The 24,268-nt window shown below is 38.3% G+C and carries 18 protein-coding genes; 7 read left to right on the plus strand and 11 right to left on the minus strand.

The features are described 5' to 3' along the window. Positions 1 to 22 precede the first annotated feature (22 nt). The 11 genes from AC4MRQ_RS00980 to AC4MRQ_RS01030 all read right to left on the minus strand — a co-directional run bounded on the left by AC4MRQ_RS00980 (position 23) and on the right by AC4MRQ_RS01030 (position 10,588). Positions 23 to 589, minus strand: a complete 567-nt coding sequence (locus tag AC4MRQ_RS00980; protein ID WP_491195762.1) for a hypothetical protein — start codon at positions 587 to 589, stop codon at positions 23 to 25. A gap of 73 nt (positions 590 to 662) precedes the next feature. Next, complete coding sequence (locus AC4MRQ_RS00985) at positions 663 to 1,226, minus strand: Crp/Fnr family transcriptional regulator (protein WP_491195763.1); 564 nt, start codon at positions 1,224 to 1,226, stop codon at positions 663 to 665. A gap of 200 nt (positions 1,227 to 1,426) precedes the next feature. Beyond that, a complete protein-coding gene (gene larB, locus AC4MRQ_RS00990) occupies positions 1,427 to 2,128 on the minus strand; it encodes a nickel pincer cofactor biosynthesis protein LarB (RefSeq protein ID WP_491195764.1) in 702 nt (233 codons plus the stop codon). Beyond that, positions 2,121 to 2,927, minus strand: coding sequence for an ATP-dependent sacrificial sulfur transferase LarE (gene larE, locus AC4MRQ_RS00995; RefSeq protein ID WP_491195765.1), 807 nt, complete (start codon positions 2,925 to 2,927; stop codon positions 2,121 to 2,123). Before larE ends, larB begins: the two co-directional genes overlap by 8 nt. Then, positions 2,927 to 3,142 carry a hypothetical protein gene (locus tag AC4MRQ_RS01000; RefSeq protein WP_491195766.1) on the minus strand — a complete coding sequence of 72 codons (216 nt, stop codon included), beginning with the start codon at positions 3,140 to 3,142 and terminating at the stop codon, positions 2,927 to 2,929. The genes larE and AC4MRQ_RS01000 overlap by 1 nt, the downstream gene beginning before the upstream one ends. 45 nt (positions 3,143 to 3,187) lie before the next feature. Continuing rightward, positions 3,188 to 4,750 (minus strand): 4Fe-4S binding protein, encoded by a 1,563-nt coding sequence (locus AC4MRQ_RS01005; RefSeq protein WP_491195767.1) that lies wholly within the window; start codon positions 4,748 to 4,750, stop codon positions 3,188 to 3,190. A gap of 2 nt (positions 4,751 to 4,752) precedes the next feature. Next, positions 4,753 to 5,691, minus strand: coding sequence for a DUF362 domain-containing protein (locus AC4MRQ_RS01010; protein WP_491195768.1), 939 nt, complete (start codon positions 5,689 to 5,691; stop codon positions 4,753 to 4,755). A gap of 42 nt (positions 5,692 to 5,733) precedes the next feature. Next, the gene (locus AC4MRQ_RS01015) at positions 5,734 to 6,513 is read right to left on the minus strand and encodes a hypothetical protein (RefSeq protein ID WP_491195769.1); all 780 of its coding nucleotides are present in this window, start codon (positions 6,511 to 6,513) and stop codon (positions 5,734 to 5,736) included. Between the two features lie 77 nt (positions 6,514 to 6,590). Then, the gene (locus AC4MRQ_RS01020) at positions 6,591 to 8,927 is read right to left on the minus strand and encodes a TonB-dependent receptor (RefSeq protein ID WP_491195770.1); all 2,337 of its coding nucleotides are present in this window, start codon (positions 8,925 to 8,927) and stop codon (positions 6,591 to 6,593) included. Between the two features lie 380 nt (positions 8,928 to 9,307). Further along, positions 9,308 to 10,348 carry an alpha/beta hydrolase gene (locus AC4MRQ_RS01025; RefSeq protein ID WP_491195771.1) on the minus strand — a complete coding sequence of 347 codons (1,041 nt, stop codon included), beginning with the start codon at positions 10,346 to 10,348 and terminating at the stop codon, positions 9,308 to 9,310. 63 nt (positions 10,349 to 10,411) lie between these two features. After that, positions 10,412 to 10,588, minus strand: a complete 177-nt coding sequence (locus AC4MRQ_RS01030; RefSeq protein ID WP_491195772.1) for a hypothetical protein — start codon at positions 10,586 to 10,588, stop codon at positions 10,412 to 10,414. Positions 10,589 to 11,235: 647 nt separating this feature from the next. Between AC4MRQ_RS01030 and AC4MRQ_RS01035 the strand changes: the two genes are divergently transcribed. The 7 genes from AC4MRQ_RS01035 (at position 11,236) to AC4MRQ_RS01065 (ending at position 24,094) form a co-directional block, all read left to right on the plus strand. Next, positions 11,236 to 12,543: a hypothetical protein gene (locus AC4MRQ_RS01035; RefSeq protein ID WP_491195773.1), complete on the plus strand. Its 1,308-nt coding sequence runs from the start codon at positions 11,236 to 11,238 to the stop codon at positions 12,541 to 12,543. Between the two features lie 202 nt (positions 12,544 to 12,745). Next, the gene (locus AC4MRQ_RS01040; protein ID WP_491195774.1) at positions 12,746 to 14,356 is read left to right on the plus strand and encodes a DUF6377 domain-containing protein; all 1,611 of its coding nucleotides are present in this window, start codon (positions 12,746 to 12,748) and stop codon (positions 14,354 to 14,356) included. Between the two features lie 191 nt (positions 14,357 to 14,547). Next, a complete protein-coding gene (locus tag AC4MRQ_RS01045) occupies positions 14,548 to 17,523 on the plus strand; it encodes a SusC/RagA family TonB-linked outer membrane protein (protein ID WP_491195775.1) in 2,976 nt (991 codons plus the stop codon). A gap of 19 nt (positions 17,524 to 17,542) precedes the next feature. Then, positions 17,543 to 19,249 (plus strand): RagB/SusD family nutrient uptake outer membrane protein, encoded by a 1,707-nt coding sequence (locus tag AC4MRQ_RS01050; RefSeq protein ID WP_491195776.1) that lies wholly within the window; start codon positions 17,543 to 17,545, stop codon positions 19,247 to 19,249. A 122-nt stretch (positions 19,250 to 19,371) separates the two neighbouring features. Then, positions 19,372 to 20,166, plus strand: a complete 795-nt coding sequence (locus tag AC4MRQ_RS01055) for a SusF/SusE family carbohydrate-binding protein (protein ID WP_491195777.1) — start codon at positions 19,372 to 19,374, stop codon at positions 20,164 to 20,166. A gap of 85 nt (positions 20,167 to 20,251) precedes the next feature. Further along, positions 20,252 to 22,045: an endo-dextranase gene (locus AC4MRQ_RS01060; RefSeq protein ID WP_491195778.1), complete on the plus strand. Its 1,794-nt coding sequence runs from the start codon at positions 20,252 to 20,254 to the stop codon at positions 22,043 to 22,045. A gap of 24 nt (positions 22,046 to 22,069) precedes the next feature. Continuing rightward, entirely contained in the window at positions 22,070 to 24,094 is a 2,025-nt protein-coding gene (locus tag AC4MRQ_RS01065; RefSeq protein ID WP_491195779.1) for a glycoside hydrolase family 97 protein, read from the plus strand. Positions 24,095 to 24,268: the final 174 nt, after the last annotated feature.

Genomic DNA, 24,268 nt, shown 5'->3' on the forward strand with positions numbered 1-24,268 from the left:
ATTTTACTTTCTAATCGTTCGATTAAAACTCAAACGAAACACGTACAACCGGATTTCTGTAAATAGAGTCTTTCTCATCATTGAGTTTAAAACTCAGGAGTAAACCTAAACTCAGTTGTTCATTAAGTGGTTGTTTATAACCAACTCCGGCAAATACAGTATTATTTGTTGTGTTGTAATTATATGTTTCATTTGTGTCTTTATATATACCTTTCCCTCTCAGGGTTTCAAAAGAGCTTTGTAAAAAACAATTTTTAATGATTCCTTCCTTGTTTTCAAAGGGTATGAAGCGGGCAAATAACTCGCCTCCGAAATACCAGATCTTGTCCTTTACTTTTGATTCAGCAAGCACCTTGTCTTTGTTGGTGTAAATAGCTGTTTCGTTTGAGTAATACGATGTTGATAATCCCACTCCTAAATAGGTCTTTGGGAAAATACGTACTGAAACCGAAGGGGTAAGTTCTATTCTGTCCTGAAAGCGGCCAAAGTCTGCTGATCCGTTGATGTGATAAAACACCGATCTGTCGGACTGTGCCCAAACTGTTATGCTTATCAGGAACAAGGCGATAATTGGTAATAATTTTTTCATAAATCTCTTTTAGCTACATTTTCAGCAAAGCTATTGGTAGCTTAAAAGATTCAACTTGATCTATGTCAAAAAATTATTTACCGCCTCTGATTCTGCTGAGGGTTTCCTGTGAGATGCCTAAAAATGAGGCAATATGACCTAAATTAACTCGTTGTTCAATATCGGGGAAATATTGAAGGAGCAACTCGTACTTTTCTTTAGCAGTCAGGAACGACCATCCTTTTGAGAAATAGTCAAGAAAAGCCAGGCTTTCTTCTGCCAATAAGCGGGCGAAGTTGCCAAAAGCAGGAGAATCAGCGATTAGTTTCTGGAATTTATCATAGGTGGTGGCGTAGAGAGTGCAATTGTCAAGACATTGCATTTCTTCAAAACTCGCATTTTGGCTGTAAAAACTGTACCAAGCTGTTACAAAGTTGTTTTCGGCATAAAACCAGGATGTTACTTTACGGCCATTGTGATAATAATAGTTGTGAACAACGCCTTGTTCAACGAAATAGAGTCTTTGGCAGCGTTGCTCTTGTTCAAGTAGTTTATGTCCCTGTTTTACTTCGATCAGTTCGAAATCATTTTCGAGTCTTTCGCGTAATGAGTTATCCACGAAACAACGCGTACTAATGTAATGTAGTAAATTTTGCATATATGGCTTAGTATGTGGTGATTAAACGGTGCAATTGATACTCTGTTTAAATGGTATCATACATAGCCAAACTTACTTATATCTAAGTCAATATCAAAGTGTATTTTTATCCATAATCAAAACAGGATGCCTTCCTGCGTGAGCAGAATAGACATCCTTGTAATTGCCGGATAGTTCTTTAATTGTGCAAACTGTTGGAATTAAACATCTTCTTTAACTGAAGTTGCAATATTTGCTCCATTCATTTTTGCTGTATCACATTGCTGAATAATACGGTAAGCTGCCAAAGCTGCACCATAACCGTTATCGATATTGACTACACTTATACCATTGGCACAACTCGATAACATTGCCAAAAGCGCTGTTTCACCATCGCGGGCAGCACCATAGCCCGTGCTGGTTGGTATTGCAATAACAGGTTGGGCAAACAAACCACCCATAACACTTGGTAAAGCTCCCTCGAAACCGGCTACAACGATTAAGACATCATACCGTTCAATATCTTTTATTCGATTCATAAGCCGGTGTATTCCGGCCACCCCTATATCATTTATCTGATCAGCTGCAACGCCCAGAAACTGTAAAGTATAAAACGCCTCATCAGCTACCGGAATATCTGATGTACCGGCAGTAATGATGCAAACAGAAGCTTTTTTGTTACTCATCTTGCAGTGATGAAGCATAAACAAGCTACAATCATTATTGTAAAAACTGCCTTCGAATCGTTCGCTAAGTGCAACTCCTTTGTCTGACTGCAGGCGGGTAATCAATACATTCTGATTCTTATTTTTATAGACCTCAATAATAGATATGAGTGTACTAATCGTTTTGCTGGCGCCATAAACTACTTCAGGAAATCCCAGTCTGTCGGTTCGTGCTAAATCTAAATTGTGCTTATCCATTTGAGAGAACTCTGTTAAGTTTACCGGATACTAATCCTTCTGAATCAATGACTACTTTTTCAAAACCGAGGTTTCTGATTTTTAATATCGGTTCTAAACCCAGCTCAAGTAGTGATTCCACGGATGAGCTGGGAACCTCAATGCTGGCACCTGCTTCGTAATGTCTTACTCTGCAATCTTTAAATCCTAATTGAAAAAGTATCTCTTCAGCCTCCTCTATACGATTTAATTTTTCCAGCGTAATTGGCTCTCCGTATGGTATGCGCGAGCTTAAACAAGGACTGGCCGGTTTATCCCAAACATCCAGACCGAAATGTTTAGCTATCATCCTTAATTCACCTTTTCCAATGTTACATTCGGCAAGAGGCGAACGAACCTGGTTTTCCCTGGCAGATGTCAGACCTGGCCGGTAATCATCCAGATCATCAATATTGGTTCCGTTAAGTATTGTATGCTTAGGAAATTGATGGCCGATACTCTTTATCTGATTGTACAAGGCGTTTTTGCAGTGATAACACCTGTCCTCAGGATTTTGTGAGTAAGCAGCGATCTCCAATTCATTGGTGTTGATTAGTTTTAGTTGTATCGAGTGTTTTTTGCAAAAATCAATGGCCAGTTGTTTATCCCTGCTTTTTAAGCTGGGTGATACACCCACAATGGCCATCGCATTATCACCTAAATACAATTTAGACAGATATAACACAAGCGCCGAATCAACACCTCCTGAATATGCTGTTATGCTCGCTTCAATTCCAGAGAACCATTTCTTTAATTTTTTAATACTATAATCTATAGCCATTACTTATGATTTTGCTCTTTGGTATTAAAGTATCTGGAAGCTGAAATAATAATGGCCATAATTGCAACTAGCGTAAAAATAACGGCCCATACAATTGAAGAGTGGGAGATATCGGCATTTTCGTGTGAGTGGGGCACAATAGAATGGTGCGCCAATGCAACATTCGACCAAACGAATGAAATAAAAACGAATAAAACAAGTTTGATAGATTTCATGATATTTAAGTTTTAAATGATGTAAGAATTTTAAATAAAAACAGGTTAAAAGGGAAAATCCTCTTCCTGATTAACAGGTTCCAGCTTCTTCAGGTTTGGTTTGTCTGCAACCTGGTGAATGGTATGGCCTTCGATAAAAATGGCTTTCTTAGGTGTAACCGGACACGCATATTCGCAGGCTCCGCATCCGATGCAGATACTTTCTTCAACAACCGGCACAAAAAGGCCATTTTCAACAACCATATTAACCGCTTTGGTCGGGCAGTGTTCCGAACAGGCTCCGCAATCAGTACCGTCGGTTATCACTACACACTTCTCGCGGACAAAATGTGCAATTCCTATCTGAAGCGTTTTTTTCTCTTCCTGACTGACTGGCAAAAGGGCTCCGTTTGGACAAACATCACTACAACGGGTACACTCCAGATTACAATATCCTTTTTCATTGGTTAAGTGTGGCAACAAAGCACCACTTATCCCGTATTCAGTCAATGAGGGTTTAATCACATTGGATGGACAAGCGTTGACGCATAGATAACAGGCCGTGCATGCTTCTGTGAATCGCTTGTGATTGAGTGAGCCTGGCGGGCTGATGGGAACTGTACGCTTCTCATATACTTTTGCTTTTTCATTATGGGCTAATGCGCTTCCAACTATCATAAAGGGGGATAATGCCAGTGTTTGTATGGCTCGTCGGCGTTCTTGTTTTACATTATCGGTTTTATTCTCTTCTCCTGAACTTATTAATAGTTGTTTATGTGTCAGAGAAATGGAATTGGCAGGGCATTTATGGCTTATACAATTAAAGCACATTACGCATTTGCTGAATTCAACTGTCTTATCTTTTGTTGAAATACAGCCAGCCTTGCAGTTGCGTTCGCATTTACCGCAACCAATACATTTGTCCGCATTGATTTTAATTTTAAATAAACTCAGCTTTGAGATCAAACCTAAGTAGGCTCCGGCCGGACAGATGTGTGTGCAAAACCACCTGCCTTTAACCAGACTTAAAACCAAAATGCTAACGAAAAACAACAACACAAACACAAATACAGGAATGTTACTATAGTTGATATCAATGGGTTGTAATGTGTAGTTGCTAAAAGTTAACAGACCATCATACAAAAGATTATTAAGGCTTATCACTACAGGCTTAAACAAGACAGTAAGTATGCGTCCAAAGTTACTGTATGGATCTAATAAACTTAATACCTGAATATTGCCCAAAACAACCAGTAGTACAGTTAAAAACAGTACTGAATAGGGAAGCCATTTAAGGTTTGGAGAGTTTTTGAACCGTAATCTCTTTTTCCTGATCTTCCTTTTGATAGCAATGATTGCATCCATCATCAAGCCTAATGGACAAAGAGTGGAGCAATAAATACGGCCTGCGAGCAGACTGATAGCAGAGATAATCAGGAAGCCAGAAAAAGCCAATCCGCCCGCCTTTAATAAATTGATAAAAGAAGGTGTAAGCTGAATGGAAAGAGCTGTCTGCACAAGATCGACAGGTATCAGGTGATAGATATCCAGAAAAACCAATGATAAGATCAAGAGCACCAGGGCGCCGATAATGACTCGTGTTTTTTTCAGAAACCGAAACTTGTTCATGGCTAAAGTTTTATTTTTTGGATATTCAGTTTTGACAGGTCAGAGCTACCAACATTAAGTCCTTCGCACAAACGTATGTAGCCTACTTCCTGAGGATTCATGCCAAACATTTTAGCCGATGCAGCGTCTAGTGCCAAAGGATCAGCGCCCAGCATGAGTGCTTTTTGCAATAAAACGTCGTCTGTAGAAACGCCCATTGGTCCGTTTCTTTTCATAACTCTGTAGGCATCAACAACAGTAAGATCAGCTTTACAATAGGAAGCAAAGTCGGCAATGCACTGGTGTAAATCGTTTTTGTGCCACCACTGACGATCCCAGACAATTCCCATCAGGTTTTTCATACCTAAGGAGAGTTTTGTACTGACGTGATGTTTCAGTACAGGTACATTAATTAATACATCGGTATTGAGTATAAGCTGATGCACTTTTACTGTTTTTAAACGCTTTGCACCTGGTATGCTAACGGTTTTATAATCGCGCTCATTATTACCAGGCACCATTTTTCCACCCGCTTTTTTAGTAGCCTCTTCAATGCCTGAGTTTTTATAACACTTGGTCCACACATCAGCCGTATGATCCATTACCAACACTTCTTTTGCACCGGCGCTAAAACATTCGCGTACGATGGCTTCTATTAAATCTGGATTCGTATTAGCAGCTCGTTCTGGTGTTACATTCCAGCCAATGTTTGGTTTAACAACAACTGTTTGCCCTGGCTTTACAGTTCGTTTCATTCCGCCCCATGCCTCAATGGCTTTTTTGAACATGATTGCCGGATCGCCACCTTTGATAGCCACCATATCAGGAGGAAGCGCGATATTCGTTACTGTTCCGCCAATAGCATCGATATTTGCGCTAAGGGCTACTGCAATACTACCAGCTATACCAACCTTTGCTGATTTTTGAATAAAATCGCGTCTGTTTATTTGTTTTTTGTCCATAATCTGCCCGTTGATGATTGAATTTGTGTTTATACCAATTGCTTAGAAGCCAAATTCACCTTCCTGGCTTTGGTTATCAGTTGGTTGGTTCGTATTGTAATCGGTCAGATCTAAATCAAACGGTCCATATTCCTGACTTTGAGCCTCTTCTTTTACAAGGAAATAGTTGCCGGCCGGATCTTTGGCAAACCACAGTTTACCTTTTATCAGTCCGTAATCGAATCGTATCATTGTACAATCAAAGTTTTCCCCGACAACAGTTAGTTTTTCTTCGCCGAGCTTGGTTAGTTTGTTATTTCGAAGCTCCATACCATACAGGTCATACATTTTTTTGATCTGCATCTTCTTGGTAAGATTTAACTTGTCTATGTCGAAGAAAACAACAAATGCATCAATGTCTTTCATCTTTTTAACATCCCACAGCTGAAATGACGATTCGCCAGGGAGCTTACCTGAAACAATAAATTCATCGCTGTCGTTTTCACCCATAACAACAGTGATGGAATCGTTCATATTATATTCACCCTTGAAATAGCTCATTTCGCCGTCAATAACAGTAAACTCTTCTGTACTGATGTTGACGTAGGTTTCACCGTTTTCCATCGGGTAGCTCATATTGGTCACAACTTTTTCTTCCAGTACTGTGGAACCATCCAGTTCGTAACACATCCGGTTGGTTACTGAGTTAGAGATGATTTCGCCTTCTACTGTCATTACATGTGTTGTATTTAGATAAAGTGTATCAGCCGAAGTATTGGCATATGCCGAAAGAAATACGAAAGTGAGCATGTTTAATGTAAGAAATAGAAAAGTACGTTTCATGATAGTTTGTTTTAAATATTGTCAGTTCAAATTTGCTAAGCTTTGAGTGCTCTTCCTTTGATGTGTATCAAAAAGCATCAGTTGATGTAAAAATTAAAAGTCATTCTGAATGTGCGGGAATTCAATTGCCATTCAGAATCAGAGCTAAAGCCTGGTCCAAATACTTCGTAAAATTCCTTTCCGCCACTGTTAAATACATCGTTAACACTGAAACCCAGTGTGCCCAGACCTTGCAGGATTTTTCTTTCGTATCCGATATTGATGAGGTTGTAAGGCTGGCGTGTATAAAACATGCTTTTGGTTTTTCCATAATACTGCGCTTGCAACTGAATGGTATTTTTGGTATTGATTGAGATGTAATTATCCCATTTCAATTGCCACATAAAGCCCTGACGTCTGGCAACGTCATCATCGTTTTTTGCTTCTGCAAAGAAACTTTTGATATAGCTTCCGCCTAATGTGGTTTCCCATTTTCTAACAGGTTTTACTTTACCATTGAACTCCAGTCCCAACTGCCTGCTTGAAGAGTGGTTGATGAAAGTTGTGAATAATGTACCATTCGATTGCAATTCGGTTTGTTGTTGAATAACATTGGTCACCTTGCTGGCAAAAAGATTTAGATTAAGTCGTGTTTTTCCTTTGATGCGAGAATAACCCAGCTCAATGGTATTGATAAACTCGGGTTTGAGATCGGGATTACCCTGGTAGATATGCGAAGGATTGGTATAGTCAGCAACAGGGTCCAGTTCTTCAGCTTCGGGGCGACGGATACGTTTTGAATAGGAGAGGCTCAGGTTTTGAAAATCTTCATCGTTACCCAGGTTGTAATTCATTAATACATTGGGATAAACCTGGAAGTATTCCTGCTCTAAGTTGTTATCATTGATCTTTTCGTAGGTTTGGCTTTTATAATATTCAGGACGAATACCGGCACCTAAGGTCAACTTATTCAGTTTCATCTTATATAAGGCGTAAACAGCGTGCTTTTGCTGGTCATACTCCCATACTTTATAATTGAAATATGAGCCTTTACCTAATTGATCTGCCTTGTAGTCTATAAGTTCGCTATTGATACCAACTTCCATATCGCTTCGCTCCGATAATGGAAATTTATAGTCACCATTTAATTCTCCTACCAGGAATTTAGCATTGGAATTAATAATACTGCTGGTTGGTTCCGGATAGAAGTTGCCCGATTCTGTAATGGTTCGTTGGCCTTTGTTTTTCCCGCCAGAGAAATGCATCATTGCATTGATTGTATGTTTCTCTTTGGGTTTACTTTCAAGGCGCAGAGATACATCAGAGAAACGGATGTTATCCTTGTTTTTATTATTAACCAGCGCATTGGCCTCTGATCCGTTTCTAAGAATGTAGGTGTTAATTAAATCATATTCCCAGTTTTCTTTGTATTGATTATGAGTGAACTCCATATTGAGTTTTGTCCTCTCGCTCAAATCATAATCGACACCACCAAGGATGAGGTGACCGACGTCTTTATAGTTTCCTTTTCCGTTATCTAATATGGTTTTGTATTGACTTGATGGCTCAGTAATATTGCGTTTCCCTTTGTTGCTAAAGTCATAGTTATCGACGTATGCGCCATAAGTAAGGTAAGTGTTAAGCTTGTTTTTTGCGTAGTTCATATTAAAACCACCATTGCCTCTGAATGGCTTGACGCCTGCTTCAAGGTTAATACCGTAATGAAAACCATCATTCGAGTTCTTTTTCAGAATAATGTTGATTGCACCACCAGAACTTTCCGGATCTTCTTTTACTGAGGCGTTGGTAATCACCTCTATCTTTTCTACAGTGGAAGAGGGGAGCTGTTTGAGTAAGATGGCCGGATCAATCCCATAGGTCATTTCTTTACCATTGATAAGGATTTTAACATTCTCGTTGCCGCGGATGCTGATATCTCCGCGGGGTGTAACTTCAACCGAAGGAACAATTTTAAGTACCTGGCTTACATTGCCTCCTCCACCGGCAATCTCACGGCCAACATTCAGGATTTGTTTGCCTGGCTGGTTTTCAATATAACTGCGTTGTGCCGATACCTGTACTTCGCTTATCTCAATATTGGTTGGTGTTAATTCAATTTTACCAACGTTTAGTGTTTTTGTTCCGAATAAGCGGATGTTGGGAACGGTTTTTTTCTCGTAGCCCAGAACACTGATGACTAAATTGTAAGAGTTAATGGAGGCTTCGAATTTAAAGTTGCCGTTCAAATCAGTTGTACCGCCTGTTGTGACGCGTTTCATCGGTAATTTTTCAAGCGATATGTTTGCAAAAGGTATGGCGTCCTTTGTTTTGGCATCTATGACCTTACCTGCTATTTGTTGAGCATTGATATTTATTGGGCCCAAAAGTGAAATACAGAACAGGACAAATAGTAGTTTGACATTTAGGTTTTTCATGTGACAATTATTTACGAATTGAATTATTTCAGACTATTAAAACTTGATGTAACAAATGACGCTACTTATGAAGAGCATTCATTTGACCCAGATCAAAAAAGCAATCGGGAGGAAAAAGAAAGGCAATTCGAAGGATGAATAGCCTTGGAAACAGAGTATATAGGTATAATACCAAATGCATTTGGTATTATTTCATAAAATAGAGAGGTGCACCAGAGCTATACGAATCATAAAACCTTGCGAGATTTGGCAGAATGAAGCTTAGATCCCCACTAGTAAAGCCGATACCATTTGATCGTTATCAAATCAGGTATCGGCATCACTAACACATAGGTAACATGAGTCCGTGATTTAAGCAGAGTTCCGGTTATTCATCAGAGTTATTGAAGTGTTCGTTTGTAAAATTCATTGAGCTTCTCAATAGCTTGCCGGACATAATCTTCACCATCATATAAATCAAAATGATGAGCTCCTTTTATTTTATAAAGTTCTTTATCGCCTTGGGCACGTTCTACAGCCAACTCACTATATGAAATGGTATAGGCTTTACTGCCGGCAATGGCCAGAAATGGTGTTCCCCGCATTAACTCAATGTGTTCGCTGGCGTTAAAGGAGTACCGTGTGTCAAGTGACATGGCGGCACGCATTGGGGTGTAAGAAGGGAACGCACCACCCCGTTCGGGATTATAGTAATAATCTGCGGCACGTTCCCAGAAATCACCCAACCCTGATCCCTTTGGAGGTATCCCAGGGATCATATCCGATTCACCCGTTTCATAATATTTTTGTCGGGCTTTAACGGCAATTTGCATTTGCTTTTGAAACTGTTTTATTTTGTCGCCCGATACCAGATGCATATATTGTGTGTAGCCGCTTAAACCATAATCAAGAAAATCAATAAATCCGCTAACGGTTGCAACAGATTTAATACGGGGATCAAAACATGCAGTTTGAATAGCATACCCTGCACCCGAACAGATACCCAATTCCGCCATTTTCTTTTTATCTACGCCGGGAATGGTAGCCAAAAATGAGATGGCATTTTTAATATCTTCTACTTTCATTGGTGCACTTTCCATTGCTCTTGGCTCACCATCACTTTCGCCAAAGGTCCGGTGATCAAAAGCCAAGGTAATATATTGCTCCTTAGCAAGTCTTTCGGCGTAAATACCTGCAGTTTGTTCTTTAATCCCACTGGCCGGAGCCACAACAACGATTGCAGGAAAGTAACCTTCAGGGGTGTAATCAGGAGGAAGAAATAGGTGTCCTTTAATTTTTAGTCCTTCACTTTTGAATTCCACATTGTTCTTACCAGCTTGCAGGTTGGATTGATTGTTGCTCTGAGCTTTTATAGTATTGGTTGTTGTAATTATAACTACAAGCAAGAGTGCAAATTGTAAATATTTTAAAGAATGATTCATAGTTCAAATGTTATTAGGGGTTGTACTTGATGAATTGACAATTAAATAAGAGTGATTCTTTTATTAAAGGCTACTCATGGTTGTTACAATTGCAATTATGGCCCATAAGGTGGTGACAAGCCAGTATTGAATCGGTTCGTATTGACGATAAATCGATCGGTAAGTCCAGGTGACACCAGCAATTAAGTCATAGATCACCCAAATGATTAAAGCTATCCCGATATAAAACCAAATATTCATAATTGAAACTTTTAGAAGTTGTTATGAGACAAAATTCGGCAATGACCCTGATTAACTGTTTGATCTGGATCAAAAAAGGGATATGATACGCTAAAAAGAAACAGTTACCAGGCTAATTTGACAAATGATTTGGGAAGGAAGAAAGGAGATTATAAAAAGTTTGAAATACCTGGTACGAGGTTCTGGAGTGATGAGAAGTGAGCAATAGAAATGTAGTGGCAGTGAGTGTTAAAAAACGGTTTAGCGGGTGATCCACTATGCCTTTACACCCACAACAACCCTAAGTACTTAGGAAGTTATTGCGGGTTTGTCTCATTAGCTATAGGTTATTTGCGTGCGTAACCGCAAGTTGTTCGTGCGCATTAGCGCAAGATGTTTGCGGGCATAAGCGCAAATTATATGCGTGGATAGGCGCATGGTGTTTGGGTGATTGTTTAGGGGCAGAGAGCAATTGCATTTTATGTTTACGAATAAAACACTCTTAATTTAATTAGGGTGACACTTAAATGAAGAATTTTCACTTTTAAATGTATGTCAGTAAAGAAGAGTTCTGTGTTTAACCCTAATTAACTTTGATTGGCAGTCTATTAACCTCCTTTTAGTTGATTGTTCTGTTGCTTTGTCATGCACTATTAACCGGAGCATATATGAAAAGGATGAAGCTACACTATTTCGCCAGTTTATTGTTTCTCGCCACAACGGTGTGTTTGAATCAGACAATCCATGCACAATATCCCACTAATATGCCAAAGTTGAATGTTTACCTTGATTGTACCATGTGCGACATGGCTTTTCTGCGTCAGGAACTAAACTATTTAAATTTTGCCCGGGATCAAAAGGATGCTGATGTTTATGTTATGGTGCTGACTCAGCAGACGGGTAGCGGAGGTACCGATTATGATTTAGAATTCTCAGGGCAAGGACAATTTAGTGAGTTGTTTTATCGCTCATCATACACGATGGATATAAATGCCACTCAAGATGAGTTAAGAGAAGAGTTAAAAATGCATTTACAGATGGGATTGGGTAACTTTTGGAGTTTTATGTTTCAAAAAGTTCGACCATATAATCCCAGTGACACCTTAGTTTCGGATAAACAGGAAATTGAACAACCGGTAGAAGAAAAAGACAAATGGAATGCATGGGTGTTTAGCCTTGGATTAAGTGGAAGCCAAAGCGGAGAGGAGACATCAACTATTACCAATATTAATGGTAGTATTTCTGCCAAACGGGTTACTGAGAAAAACAAGTTCTATCTGCGTGCCAGCTGGGATAAGAATAGTTCTGAATTTACATACGAAATGCCCCCAATAGAACCGGGAGGAGAACCAAGTTTCTTAACCAATAAGTACATCAAAGAGAACAAGTCGATTGATATACGCGATGTTATAAGTATTCATAAACTTTGGTCACTTGGGGCCTTTGCAGAGGCTGGTAATTCTGTATATGGAAATACTGATTTGTACTTGAAGTTTAAGCCGGCCTTGGAGTTTAGTTTATTTCCGTATGAAGAAGCAACCCGTAAACAGATTACCTTGTCTTACAGGGCAGGAGCAGTTTATAATAAATATTTAGAGAAGAGTATTTTTGATGAGAGTGAAGAGATGCTATGGGAACAAAGTTTTGAACTGGGAGGAAGTTTTAAACAAAAGTGGGGCACAATAAGTGGTTCGGCCACATACGATTCGTTTTTGCATGACAAAGAGTTGTATGCACTTAACTTTAGCTTGCATGCCAACCTGCGCATATTTAAAGGCTTTTCGTTTAATTTCATGTCATCGTATAACATTACACATAACCAGGTTCATTTACCAGGTGGTGGCTTAAGTATTGATGAGTTATTACTTCGACAGAAACAGGCACAGTCAGGATACAATTATTACACCAGCATTGGTTTTAGTTACACCTTTGGGTCTATATTTAATCCTGTGGTTAATCCACGTTTTGGATTTTAATAATTACAACCTTGTATTAATATAAATAAATCAGTTCGTAACTTTTGGATGATACCTCGGTGCCAAAGAGGTGTCATCCTTTTATTTATCATCCTGCTAAAGGAAATTAAAGGTAAGAGTAATTCATTCATTACATCTTATAATTTTTCGACATTAAAACATAGCTTTGCACAGTGACCATTATTCAACACTTGCCAGAATTATGAAATACGCATTGTTAATTGTTTTTTATTGCCTGTATAGTTTATCCCTGTCAGCACAAGATTACGATACCGTATATAAAGAACTAAAGCAGGTTATTGAAGAGGATTCATTACGCATTCTTGCAAAGAACAGTAAGATTGATAGCCTTAGAAAAGTGGCTAATGTACAGCATGAGTTAGATGAGGTGACATCCCTTATGGACACTTACATGCAATTGTCAGAAGAATTTAAGCTTTTTAATTACGAACAAGCGTTTAGTTATAATAGTAAGGCCTTAGCCTTAGCTTATCGTTTAAACGATAAACACAAGGTGGCCAGTGTTAAAAACAAACTTGGTGGATTGTTAGTGTCAGGGGGTATCTACCACGAAGCTATTGATACATTAAAAAGCGTTGATGCACACCTGTTGTATGACGGAACGCGCATAGAGTATTATGGAAGTTTGATGAGGGCGCATCTGGATTTAAAAACTTTTCTGGATGAGGAATATTATGAGCATATCCATACAGATATTGCATATAGCTACGTTGATTCGGCTCAGATGGTCAGACCTGAACCTTCTCCTGAACTAATCAAGGTTAAGGCTTTATATTTTCTTTCTTCATGGCAGTTAGATTCAGCTGACCGTTACTTCAATCATATTTTAAGTTACCCCAAATTTAACTTGCAGGATAAAGCTATTGCGCATTCATGTTTGGGTTTGATATATGGTAGTGAGCAAAAAAGGAATGTTGAAAAAGCTAAAAAACATTTTGCGCATGCCGCGATTAACGATTTTTTGCTGGTAAATAAAGAGGGCCAGGCACTTATCTTTCTGGCTGATTATTTATTTAATGAAGGAAATTACGATGAAGCCTACGATCTGATTATGATCGCAAAAGATGATGCTGACCATTATGGATCGCTGATGCGAAGACGCCAGGCATCAAATACATTGACAAGAATTGAAGGTGAAATATTGAGAGCAGAGACAAATGCCAAGCTGAAACTGGTTAAATACTTACTTCTGGGTATTGTTATAATATTGATCGCAATTGTGGTTGTCATCATTATTTTCAGACGAGTGCTTAATCTGACGCGGATAAAAAAGATGTTGGAATCGCATAATGATGAACTCAATATCGTTAATAATCAATTGCGTGAAGCCAATACAATTAAAGAGAAATATATTGCACAATTTTTTATTACAAACTCAGAATATCTGGAGAAGCTCAAAGAGATTTCTTTGATGCTTAATAAGATATTGATAAGTAAAGAAACCAATAAGATAAGTAGTATTTTACGGAAGCTAAATCCTAAATCGGAACAAGATGCATTTATGAAACGGTTTGATGAATTATTTATCAGTTTGTTTCCAACCTTTATTGAACGCATCAAGATGGAACTTAAACCAGACCAGGAAATATTGATAAAATCCAATCATATTCTTAATACCGAATTACGGATTTATGCACTAATACGTATCGGCATTGTACAAAACGAAGAGATAGCCAGAATTCTTAATGTGTCTATTAATACCATATATTCATACAAAACCAAACTTAAAAATAAGGTGGTGATTGCTGATGATGAATTTGAGCGATTTTTAATGAAAATACCTTCAGTATAGTATCATTTTCAACTTGATTTTATAGAAAATCACCTTGAATTTTTAAAGTGTTTAAAAATGTTAAGGTATTGATTTGTTGCTTCTTATTGTGTTTCTCTATCTTGATTTATTATTGATTTTTTCTAAAGCTGTTTGATTGCTCATTCCTTTGCTTGAAAGATTTTTACTAATCACTAAAATCTAATCAAGTAATGAAAAAAACAGAAACAGGTTTTAAAAGGGCAAGGTTCCTTACTAAAGAAACCATAGTGTTGTTTGTGCTTGTTTGCATGTCGATATGCAACTTAACTTATGCGCAGGAACAAGCAACTTATTCGGGAAAAGTAACAGATGAAACAGGACTGGTAGTACCTAGTGTCACCATCTTGTTGAAAGGGCAGAGTAATGGAACCATTACCGATGTAAACGGACAGTTTACACTTATGGCCAATGAAGGAGATGTAATTGTGATATCGTTTATTGGTTACAAAGATCAGGAGATAACACTCGGTGCACAAAGAGTTCTAGAAGTTCAACTAGTGCCTGATATGGAAAACCTTGATGAGGTTGTTGTTGTAGGTTATGGTACGTTGGATAAAAAAGAGGTAACCAGTGCCATAACACATGTGAGTGGCGATCAGTTTGTACCAACTGCAAGCACCAATCCTATCGATGCTATTCAAGGACAAGTATCAGGTTTAACTATTTCTAATACAGGAGGCAGTGATCCTAATTCAGGAGCAAGTATTCAACTAAGGGGTGTAACATCAATGGAAGCAGGTTCATCACCACTTATAGTTATTGATGGAATACCTGGCGGTAATCTGGAAAACATTAATCAAAATGACATTCAATCAATTGATGTGTTGAAGGATGGAGCTGCATCAGCAATTTATGGTACCCAGGGTAGTAATGGTGTTATTATTATTACCACAAAAACAGGACGTTCTGGTGCAATGCAAACGTTTTATGATGGTTATGCAGCATTTAATTTGCCGACTAATCAGTTAGAGGTGCTTTCAGCTGAAGAGTTTGTAAAGTCAGGAAGAGGTACAGATTATGGATACAAAACAGATTGGGCCAAAGAATTAATTCGTGACTTTAGTTTCACTCAAAGTCATACGCTTGCTGTTTCAGGTGGTAATGAGAGTAGTAATTATCGTGCCACGGTTGATTATAGAGATGCTCAGGGATTAGATTTACGCTCAGGAAGAGAAGAATACGGAGCAAGAGTAGCCTTAAATCACAGTGGTAAAAACAATCGCTATAAAGTATCATTAAATATTGCTCCAAGGATTATCAAAAAAGATAACACTAACTACGATGCTTTTACAAAAGCTTTACAAATTAACCCAACATATCCGGTTAAAGATCCTGAGAATCCGTATTTCTACCAATACATTCCTTCAGGAAGTGATGGTGCATTTAATCCTGTTGAATTGCTAGATCTGGAGCATTCAGGATCTGAAGTGAAACTGCTAAACTGGAGTGGAGCATTTCAATTAAACATTACGGATGACCTAAACTCAAGAGTGAGTGTTTCACAGAATTTAAATGATAATTTCGATTACTGGTTTGTTCCGTCTACCATGTCTTCAAAGCGTATATCTGAAGGAGGAATTACAAGTGAAGCAAGTCGGGGCTACCATAAAAGCGACCAACGTAACTTTGATTGGATAACGAATTATAAACTTAACCTGGGACACCACTCGTTAAAAGCAATGGTTGGTTATTCCTACCAATATAATGTTTGGTCAGGCTTAACGGCAGAAAATAAGGATTTTACATCAAATGATTTGTTATATAATAACTTAGGTGATGGTACTTATATGTCCGAAGAAGAAGGAAGAAAGGGTATGGGTTCTTACAAAGGAGAATCTAAGCTGATAGCTTTCTTTGGCCGGATCAATTATGCTATAAACGGTAAGTATATGGCTAGCGCCAGTTTACGTCGCGAAGGTTCAACCAAGTTCGGTATTAATAATAAGTGGGGTAACTTCCCGGCCTTTTCCGTAGGATGGAGAATTAGCAACGAACCTTTTATGGAAAACTTTAACTGGGTAAATGATCTTAAAATCAGAGCTGACTATGGTGTAACCGGCAACCAATCTTTTGATAGCTATAGATCACTTGTTAACTATACAGGGTTTGGTGAGTACTATTTTAATGGTGATTACTATGTTGTTTGGGGACCTGATGGAAACCCTAATCCACAATTAAAATGGGAAAAGGCAAAGAACTATAACATTGGTCTTGATTTTAGTTTATTTAACTACAAAGTATCAGGTAGTTTGAACTACTATAATCGTCGTCAGGAAGACCTTCTAAACTACTATCCAAAAGGCCTTCCGTTAACAGGAGATAATGTGATTGCCAATGTGGGAACAATGGAAAACAAAGGTTTGGAGATAGACCTTAATGTTGAAGTTCTTAAGAATAATGACTGGACTTATAATATTGGATTTAATGCTTCGACCAATAACAATGAGTTTGTTTCTTTCTCGAACGATGTATTCGTATCGAAAGAGTCATTTAAATATTATGCTTATTTACCTGCACCAGGATCACCGGGGCCTGCACAGCGTTTAGAAGAGGGGAAGCGTGTAGGTTCATTCTATATGTGGAAATTTGCCGGAGTTGATCAATTTGGTAATATGTTGGTATACAGTAAAGATGGCGAACCAATTCAGGCGCATGAAGCAACGGACGAGGATAAAGCATATGTTGGAAATGGAATGCCAACATTCAATGCCAGTATGAGTCACCGCGTAAAATATAAAAACTGGGACTTATCTCTTAATGTAAGAGGAGCTTTTGGGCATGAAATCTTTAACATGCACGATTTCTATTTTGGACTACAATCCTCTCCACTTGACGAAAATGTACTGACATCGGCATATAGCACCAATGAGTTAATAAAAGGAGATAAAGTGCTTTGCGATTACTTTATTGAAAAGGGTGATTATGTGAAGATTGATGCAGCTACATTGGGATATACACTTAAAACAGATGGCTTTTTAAGCTCTTTGAGGGTTTACGCTACAGCCAAGAACTTTGCAACTTTCACAGGTTTTACGGGAGTTGGTCCTGAAATATATCCGGTTAATGGTCTGACTCCGGGAGTTAGTGGTAAAGGTTACTATCCTTCAACCGCAACATACATGATGGGAGTTCAAGTTAAGTTTTAACTAGAAAATTGAAATGAAAATGAAAAAATATATAACAAAATCCTGGTTGGTATCGGCCCTGTTGATATTCACAGTTGGCTTTAATAGTTGTACTGATTTGGAGGAAAAACCATATGATAAAATTAGCTATGAGGCATTTTATCAAACAAAAGACGATGTAATCCGCTCATTCCTGAGAACATATGAACATGGATATTGGTCGATTAATAGCGCTATATATCATATGCAGGAAAATACGGCTGATCAATTAATGACACTTACACGTGAAAATCATTGGTTTGACGGGGGAACATATGTAAGAGAGCATTATCATACATGGACGCCGGAAGAAGGATACTTAAAAGAAGCATGGAACGCATTATTTGTAGGTATCACTTTAGCAAATAACTCTATCGAAGATATTGAAGTGTTGAATCCGGCTGAATTTGATATGACCGCAGAGGAGATTGAATTATTTGTTGCTGAGTTGCGTGTTATGAGGGCCTGGTATTACATTAAGGCTTTAGATTTATTTCGCAATGTACCGGTTTTTACAAAGTACAAAACAGAAGATTTGGCACCACCTCAGGTTTCTCCGAAAGAAACATTTGATTTTATCGAATCAGAGCTGTTAGATGCAATGGATAACCTGGGTAAGAAAGGTGATGAAGGTATTAACTCTAACCGTTGGACAAAAGCCGGTGCTGCATCACTTTTAGCACGCTTGTACCTTAATGCAGATGTTTATATTGGTGAGGATCATTATTCTGAATGCTCTAAAATTTGTCAGGATATTATCGATGGGCAGTATGGAACCTATGCTATTGAAGATCGATGGGATGCACCTTTTGACTATAACAACGATAAAAGCGATGAAACAATATTTGCATTCCCTGGTTCTTTTGGGTTCACACATTGGCACTATCAGGGAGGAATGTACTGGTGGTCATTACCATTTCAGGCACATTTATATCTTGAGTTTGAAGATTGGGGATGGGCTAACCCTCGCTTTGGTTTACAACCGGGAAGAAATGTAGATGATGAGTTGTATGAATTTTCGTCCGGATTAGGACAGCCCTATGTTAAGTTTCAAAAGTATCCTGATGATGTTCGATTAACGAAGTATAAAAACCTGGGTGGTAATCAGCGTGAAGGAATGTTTTTGTTTGGGTACCTTGAATATGGGAATGGTGAAAAGGTTAAGTCAGACGTTGGAAAAGAACTTTATATAAGGGATGCTGTAGGTCATTTTGGTGAATTAGGACCCGGAGTTTATCCTGAAGATAAAACCTCAAACATGACTCATGGTGACCAGAACTCGGGTGTATACCATGTAAAATACCCAATGTATAAATCAACAGATTCTGAAAAAATGGAATCGGACTATGCTGAGGTGCGTTTAGCTGAGATTTACTACACCTTGGCTGAGTGTAAGTTCAGAGCCGGTGCTGTTGGTGAAGCTGAGACACTTTTGAATTCAGTCAGAAAAAGATATTACCCGGAAGGTTCTGAAAGTCTGTATAATAGTGAGTTAACCGAAAAAGAGTTGATTGATGAATGGGGGCGTGAGTTTTTAGCAGAAGGACGTCGTCGTACCGATTTAGTTCGTTGGGATAAATTTACAACAGGTAACTGGTGGGACAAGTCCCCAGACGGAGAAGGTAAAGAGTATTTAAATGTCTTTCCAATCTCTAATGAGGTATTAAGTATATCTCAGCAATTAAAGCAAAATCCTGGGTATGAATAACAATATTTAATATTGGCAAAAGGTTGGGGTGGAGCTACTTAGTGAGCTATAAAAAATGCATTCAGATGCATAACTAATCCATAATGGAAGTTTCATCCGATCTTTTTATAATCTATAAGAAAATGAAAAACAACATATTATCAATCATAGTTTTACTAATATCATTGTTAGTATTTAACGCCTGTGAAGAAGATAAGGAGATACAAGTATTTAATATTCCACTATACAAGAATTTATACTTAGTTGGCGATGCCACTCCTGCGGGTTGGGATATTGGAAATCCATCGCCAATGACTGTAAATCCTGAAAATGGATTTGAGTTTACCTGGGAAGGAACTTTAACACTTGGTCAATTTAAGATACCAGTTAGTGTTGGGGACTGGGGAACTGATTACTTTATGCCAGTAGTGGATGGGGAAACAGACTTGACAAAAACGACTATGGAATTGGTCAAAGGTGGTAATCCTGATAAAAAGTGGGTTATTAATCAGCCGGGCAAATATAAGATCACCGTTAATGTTGAAGACTTGGATAACCCAACTATTAATTTCGAATTAGTGGAAGCATTACCTGATTATCCAACTATATACTTGATCGGTTCAGCTACTTCTGTTGGATGGGATATAGGTAACGCTCTGGCAATGACAGTGGATGAGTCCAGTGCATTTATTCATACCTGGACAGGAGAATTGGGAGAAGGAGAACTTAAGTTGATGACGGCCAGGAATTGGGGTGTTGATCAGTTTGGCCCGGTTAACGGTGGTGAAGAAGATTTAACCAAGACAACATGTCAATTGGCAAAGGGTGGTAATCCGGATAATAAGTGGAATATTACCGCAACAACCAAAGGAAGCTACAAAATCGTGTTAAATATTACAGACGCCGAAAATCCGACCGTTAGCTTTTCAAAACAATAGATAAACGCGAATTAGATTTTCATGTAAAATAAGGCTGAAGGTAGTAAGATATGTTCGGCCTTATTTTTTTCTATAAACTAAAGCTATGAGTTTAAGCCATGTATTACTTATTGCATCTATATTAGCCTGTTTCTTAAGCGGGAGTTCATGCAAAAAGTCAAATAAACTGACCTTCTCAAATGAAATAGTCGAAGTGCCTGATAATGATCCGGTACCACAATATGATCAAATTGAGTTGTCTACAGATAAAGCCATTTATAAACCCGGAGAACAGGTAAATATCTCTATTGCAGGAATTGACAATATTCAAGGGGTGAAAGTAAGGTATAAGCATCAAAACGAGATATTGTCTGAAGAAAATATAAATGCTTTGCAATGGGGTTGGCAGCCACCGGATGTTGATTTCACTGGTTACCTTGTTGAAGTAATTAATACAGACAATAATGAAACAACAATTTGTGGTACAATTGGTGTGGATGTATCTTCGAGTTGGACCAAATTTCCACGTTATGGTTTTTTATCAAAATTTCCCGCATTACAAGCAACATCTGTTAATGAGGTTATAGATAACTTAAACCGTTTTCATATCAATGGCTTGCAGTTTTACGACTGGCATTATAAACATCATCAGCCATTACCATTTGTAGGCGGCCAACCGGCTGAAGAATGGAAAGATATTATCAACCGGGACATACACTTATCAACAGTCCAAAATTATATAACTGTAGCTCACAACAGGGGCATGAAAGCGATGTTCTATAACCTGTTGTACGGTGCCTGGGGTGATGCGGCCGATGATGGTGTAAATGATGATTGGTACATTTTTAAAGATGTCAACGGACTCAATAAAGATTCACATGAGCTCCCCAAACCACCATTTGTCAGCGATATATTTCTAACGAATCCAGCTAATGAAGAATGGCAGAGCTATTTGCTGAATGAGCATGATAAAGTATACAATTCGCTTGACTTTGATGGTTTTCATATTGATCAGTTAGGGGATAGAGGATCTCGTTACCTGGCTGATGGGAAAGGTATTAACTTATCTGCTACTTATGCACCTTTTATTGAAGCCTGTAAAAACAGACAACCAGACAAATATCTGGTTATGAATGCCGTCAATCAATATGGACAGTCCAATATTACTTTTTCTCCGGTTGATTTCTTATACACGGAAGTTTGGTCACCAAATGATACATATAATGACCTGTCTAATATCATAAAAAATAATTACGAATTTAGTCAGGGTAAGAAGAATACGGTTCTGGCCGCTTATATGAATTATGATTTAGCTGATGATAAAGGCTTCTTTCATCAGCCATCAGTGTTAACAACCAATGCAGTAATATTTGCTTTTGGCGGAGCTCACCTCGAGTTGGGAGAACACATGTTGGGGAAGGAATATTTTCCGAATAACAACCTGGAGGTTACGGAGGAATTAAACAAACGTCTGATTGACTATTATGACTTCTTAGTCGCCTACCAGAATCTATTAAGAGATAAAGGTCAGTTTAACACAGTAAAGTTAGAATCATTATCGAATCAGAGTAATGTGCTTAATTGGCCGGCAAGTGCAGGTTCGATTGCTTGCATTGCCAAACTGGTCGAGGATAGGCAGGTAATACATTTAATCAATTTTAATGAGCTAGCACAATTGGATTGGCGGGATAATAATGGTGAGCATAAAACACCTCGGATAATCGAAGATTTAAAACTGGAGTTAAGCAGTGGTAAAACAGTTAAATCTGTTTGGTGCGCCTCGCCAGATGTAGCTGGAGGAACCAGTATTCAACTTAACCACATTCAGGAAGAGCATACAGTACGTTTTAAACTGCCTAAGCTGGAATATTGGTCAATGATTGTGCTTGAATTCAATTAGAGATAAAATTAGAATAAATTAATAATGAAGGTATTAAAACTATTAAGTAGGCTGATTGGTGTCAGCATAGGGATTCTGTTAATGGTTAGCTGCTCAAATAGAGAACAGTTGCTATTTGTTGAATCACCCAATGGCGAAAACGTTCTGACGTTTCAAGTGGAAAACGGAAGGGCATATTATTCAGTGAGTAAAAAAGATAATGAAGTTATCGATAAATCATTACTAGGCTTTCAAATTGCCAATCAGCAAGATTTGTTTGATAATTTTGTAATTGAGAGCTTTAGTATTTCATCAAACGATACAACCTGGGAACAAGTTTGGGGAGAACAACAGTATGTTCATAATCAGTATAATGAGCTTAAAATAACACTTGGTGAAACGTTGGAAGATAGCCGTCAGTTAGTGCTTGTTTTCAGAATGTTTGATGATGGACTCGGTTTTAGATATGTTTTTCCAGAACAAGTAAACCTTAACAAGTTTCAGATATTAAATGAGTTAACAGAGTTTAACCTGGCTCATGATGCAGATGGGTGGGGGAAGAAGGCTTATCAGCCAGATCGCTATGAGTATTTGTATAAGAAACAGCGAGTAAGTTTACTGAAGGATACGGTGCATACACCATTCACAATGAAAAGCAAAGGCGGGTTACACCTTTCAATTCACGAGGCTACCTTGACTGATTACGCTTCAATGACCTTGTTCCGATCAAATGAAACGAAACTAAATTGTGATCTTGTTCCATGGTCGGATGGAGTCAAAGTATATGCTCAAATACCCTTTAAGACTCCATGGCGAACCATCCAGATTGCGGAGACAGCAGCTGACCTGATAAGTTCTACAATGATTCTTAATCTTAATGAACCATGCAAGCTTGACTCAACGGATTGGGTAGAACCAGCTAAATATATAGGAATCTGGTGGGAAATGCATTTGGGAAAAAGTACCTGGGGACAAGGTCCAAATCATGGTGCAACAACAGAAAACACCAAAAAGTATATGAACTTTGCCGCTGAACACGGATTTAACGGAGTATTAGTCGAAGGATGGAATTACGGCTGGGACAGTAATTGGTGGGAAAATGGCAATGATTTTAAGTTTACAAAACCATATCCGGATTTTGACATTGAGGAGATTACCAGATATGGCAAAGAAAAAGGTGTTGATCTGATCGGACATCATGAAACTGGTGCCGCCGTTATAAACTATGAAAGCCAGTTGGAAGATGCGATGGCCTATTACAATAAACATGGGGTCAGGTATATTAAAACTGGTTATGTAAATCCAAATGGAGTTGATCACAAAGAATGGCATCATGGTCAATATATGGTGAGGCACTATCGTAATGTTGTTGAAGAGGCGGCTAAGAACAATATCATGTTGTGTGTTCATGAACCAATTAAACCGACCGGAATCAGACGTACTTACCCAAATATGATGAGTCGTGAGGGAGCCAGAGGAATGGAATTTAATGCCTGGGGACCAGATGGAGGTAATCCACCAAACCACGAAACGATTCTGCCATTTACCCGTTTGCTGGGTGGACCAATGGATTTTACCCCAGGAATATTTGAGCTCTCTTTAGAAGGTAGGGAGAATAACCAGGTTAATACAACCTTAGCGAAACAACTGGCTTTGTATGTAGTGCTTTATAGCCCCTTACATATGGCCGCCGATTTACCTGAGAATTATGTTGGTCAACCTGCGTTCCAATTTATAAAAGATGTGCCTGTTGACTGGAGTGAAACGTGCGTTGTTAATGGTGAGATTGGAGAATATGTAACGATTGCAAGAAAGGACAGGAATTCTGATAATTGGTTTTTAGGCAGTATTACAAATGAAGAACCGCGGGTAATGGAAATTGATCTTTCATTTTTGGATAACAACTGTACTTATCAGGCAATTATTTACGCTGACGAAGATGATGCACATTATGTGGATAATCCAAAAGCATTAGTTATTCAAAAGCGTGAGGTTAACGCAAACGATCAACTGAAGCTTATTCTGGCAGCAGGAGGTGGTCAGGCAATTTCCTTTGTTAAAATCAAATAGCTTAAGAAAATATCAAATAATACAACTACGGAATTTCTAAAGTTTAGAGGGAAGACGGGTATAGCTCGATTCCCTCTCGTTATTTTATTAACGTACCAAAAATAAATACCCTTTTCCTCTCAAAGTCTGGATTTCTATATTTTCATCCTCTTTAAAGTAGTTACGAAGCTTTTT

Source organism: Carboxylicivirga sp. (genome assembly GCF_982718395.1).

Excerpts from the sequence above, each read along its gene's own strand:
- AC4MRQ_RS01055 (WP_491195777.1), top strand. The coding sequence starts at position 19,372 with ATGAAAAACAACATATTATCAATCATAGTTTTACTAATATCATTGTTA.
- AC4MRQ_RS01010 (WP_491195768.1), bottom strand. The coding sequence starts at position 5,691 with ATGGACAAAAAACAAATAAACAGACGCGATTTTATTCAAAAATCAGCA.
- AC4MRQ_RS01030 (WP_491195772.1), bottom strand. The coding sequence starts at position 10,588 with ATGAATATTTGGTTTTATATCGGGATAGCTTTAATCATTTGGGTGATC.
- AC4MRQ_RS00980 (WP_491195762.1), bottom strand. The coding sequence starts at position 589 with ATGAAAAAATTATTACCAATTATCGCCTTGTTCCTGATAAGCATAACA.
- AC4MRQ_RS01045 (WP_491195775.1), top strand. The coding sequence starts at position 14,548 with ATGAAAAAAACAGAAACAGGTTTTAAAAGGGCAAGGTTCCTTACTAAA.
- AC4MRQ_RS01020 (WP_491195770.1), bottom strand. The coding sequence starts at position 8,927 with ATGAAAAACCTAAATGTCAAACTACTATTTGTCCTGTTCTGTATTTCA.
- AC4MRQ_RS00985 (WP_491195763.1), bottom strand. The coding sequence starts at position 1,226 with ATGCAAAATTTACTACATTACATTAGTACGCGTTGTTTCGTGGATAAC.
- AC4MRQ_RS01060 (WP_491195778.1), top strand. The coding sequence starts at position 20,252 with ATGAGTTTAAGCCATGTATTACTTATTGCATCTATATTAGCCTGTTTC.
- larB (WP_491195764.1), bottom strand. The coding sequence starts at position 2,128 with ATGGATAAGCACAATTTAGATTTAGCACGAACCGACAGACTGGGATTT.
- AC4MRQ_RS01035 (WP_491195773.1), top strand. The coding sequence starts at position 11,236 with ATGAAAAGGATGAAGCTACACTATTTCGCCAGTTTATTGTTTCTCGCC.
- AC4MRQ_RS01005 (WP_491195767.1), bottom strand. The coding sequence starts at position 4,750 with ATGAACAAGTTTCGGTTTCTGAAAAAAACACGAGTCATTATCGGCGCC.
- AC4MRQ_RS01015 (WP_491195769.1), bottom strand. The coding sequence starts at position 6,513 with ATGAAACGTACTTTTCTATTTCTTACATTAAACATGCTCACTTTCGTA.
- AC4MRQ_RS01025 (WP_491195771.1), bottom strand. The coding sequence starts at position 10,348 with ATGAATCATTCTTTAAAATATTTACAATTTGCACTCTTGCTTGTAGTT.
- AC4MRQ_RS01000 (WP_491195766.1), bottom strand. The coding sequence starts at position 3,142 with ATGAAATCTATCAAACTTGTTTTATTCGTTTTTATTTCATTCGTTTGG.
- larE (WP_491195765.1), bottom strand. The coding sequence starts at position 2,927 with ATGGCTATAGATTATAGTATTAAAAAATTAAAGAAATGGTTCTCTGGA.
- AC4MRQ_RS01065 (WP_491195779.1), top strand. The coding sequence starts at position 22,070 with ATGAAGGTATTAAAACTATTAAGTAGGCTGATTGGTGTCAGCATAGGG.
- AC4MRQ_RS01050 (WP_491195776.1), top strand. The coding sequence starts at position 17,543 with ATGAAAAAATATATAACAAAATCCTGGTTGGTATCGGCCCTGTTGATA.
- AC4MRQ_RS01040 (WP_491195774.1), top strand. The coding sequence starts at position 12,746 with ATGAAATACGCATTGTTAATTGTTTTTTATTGCCTGTATAGTTTATCC.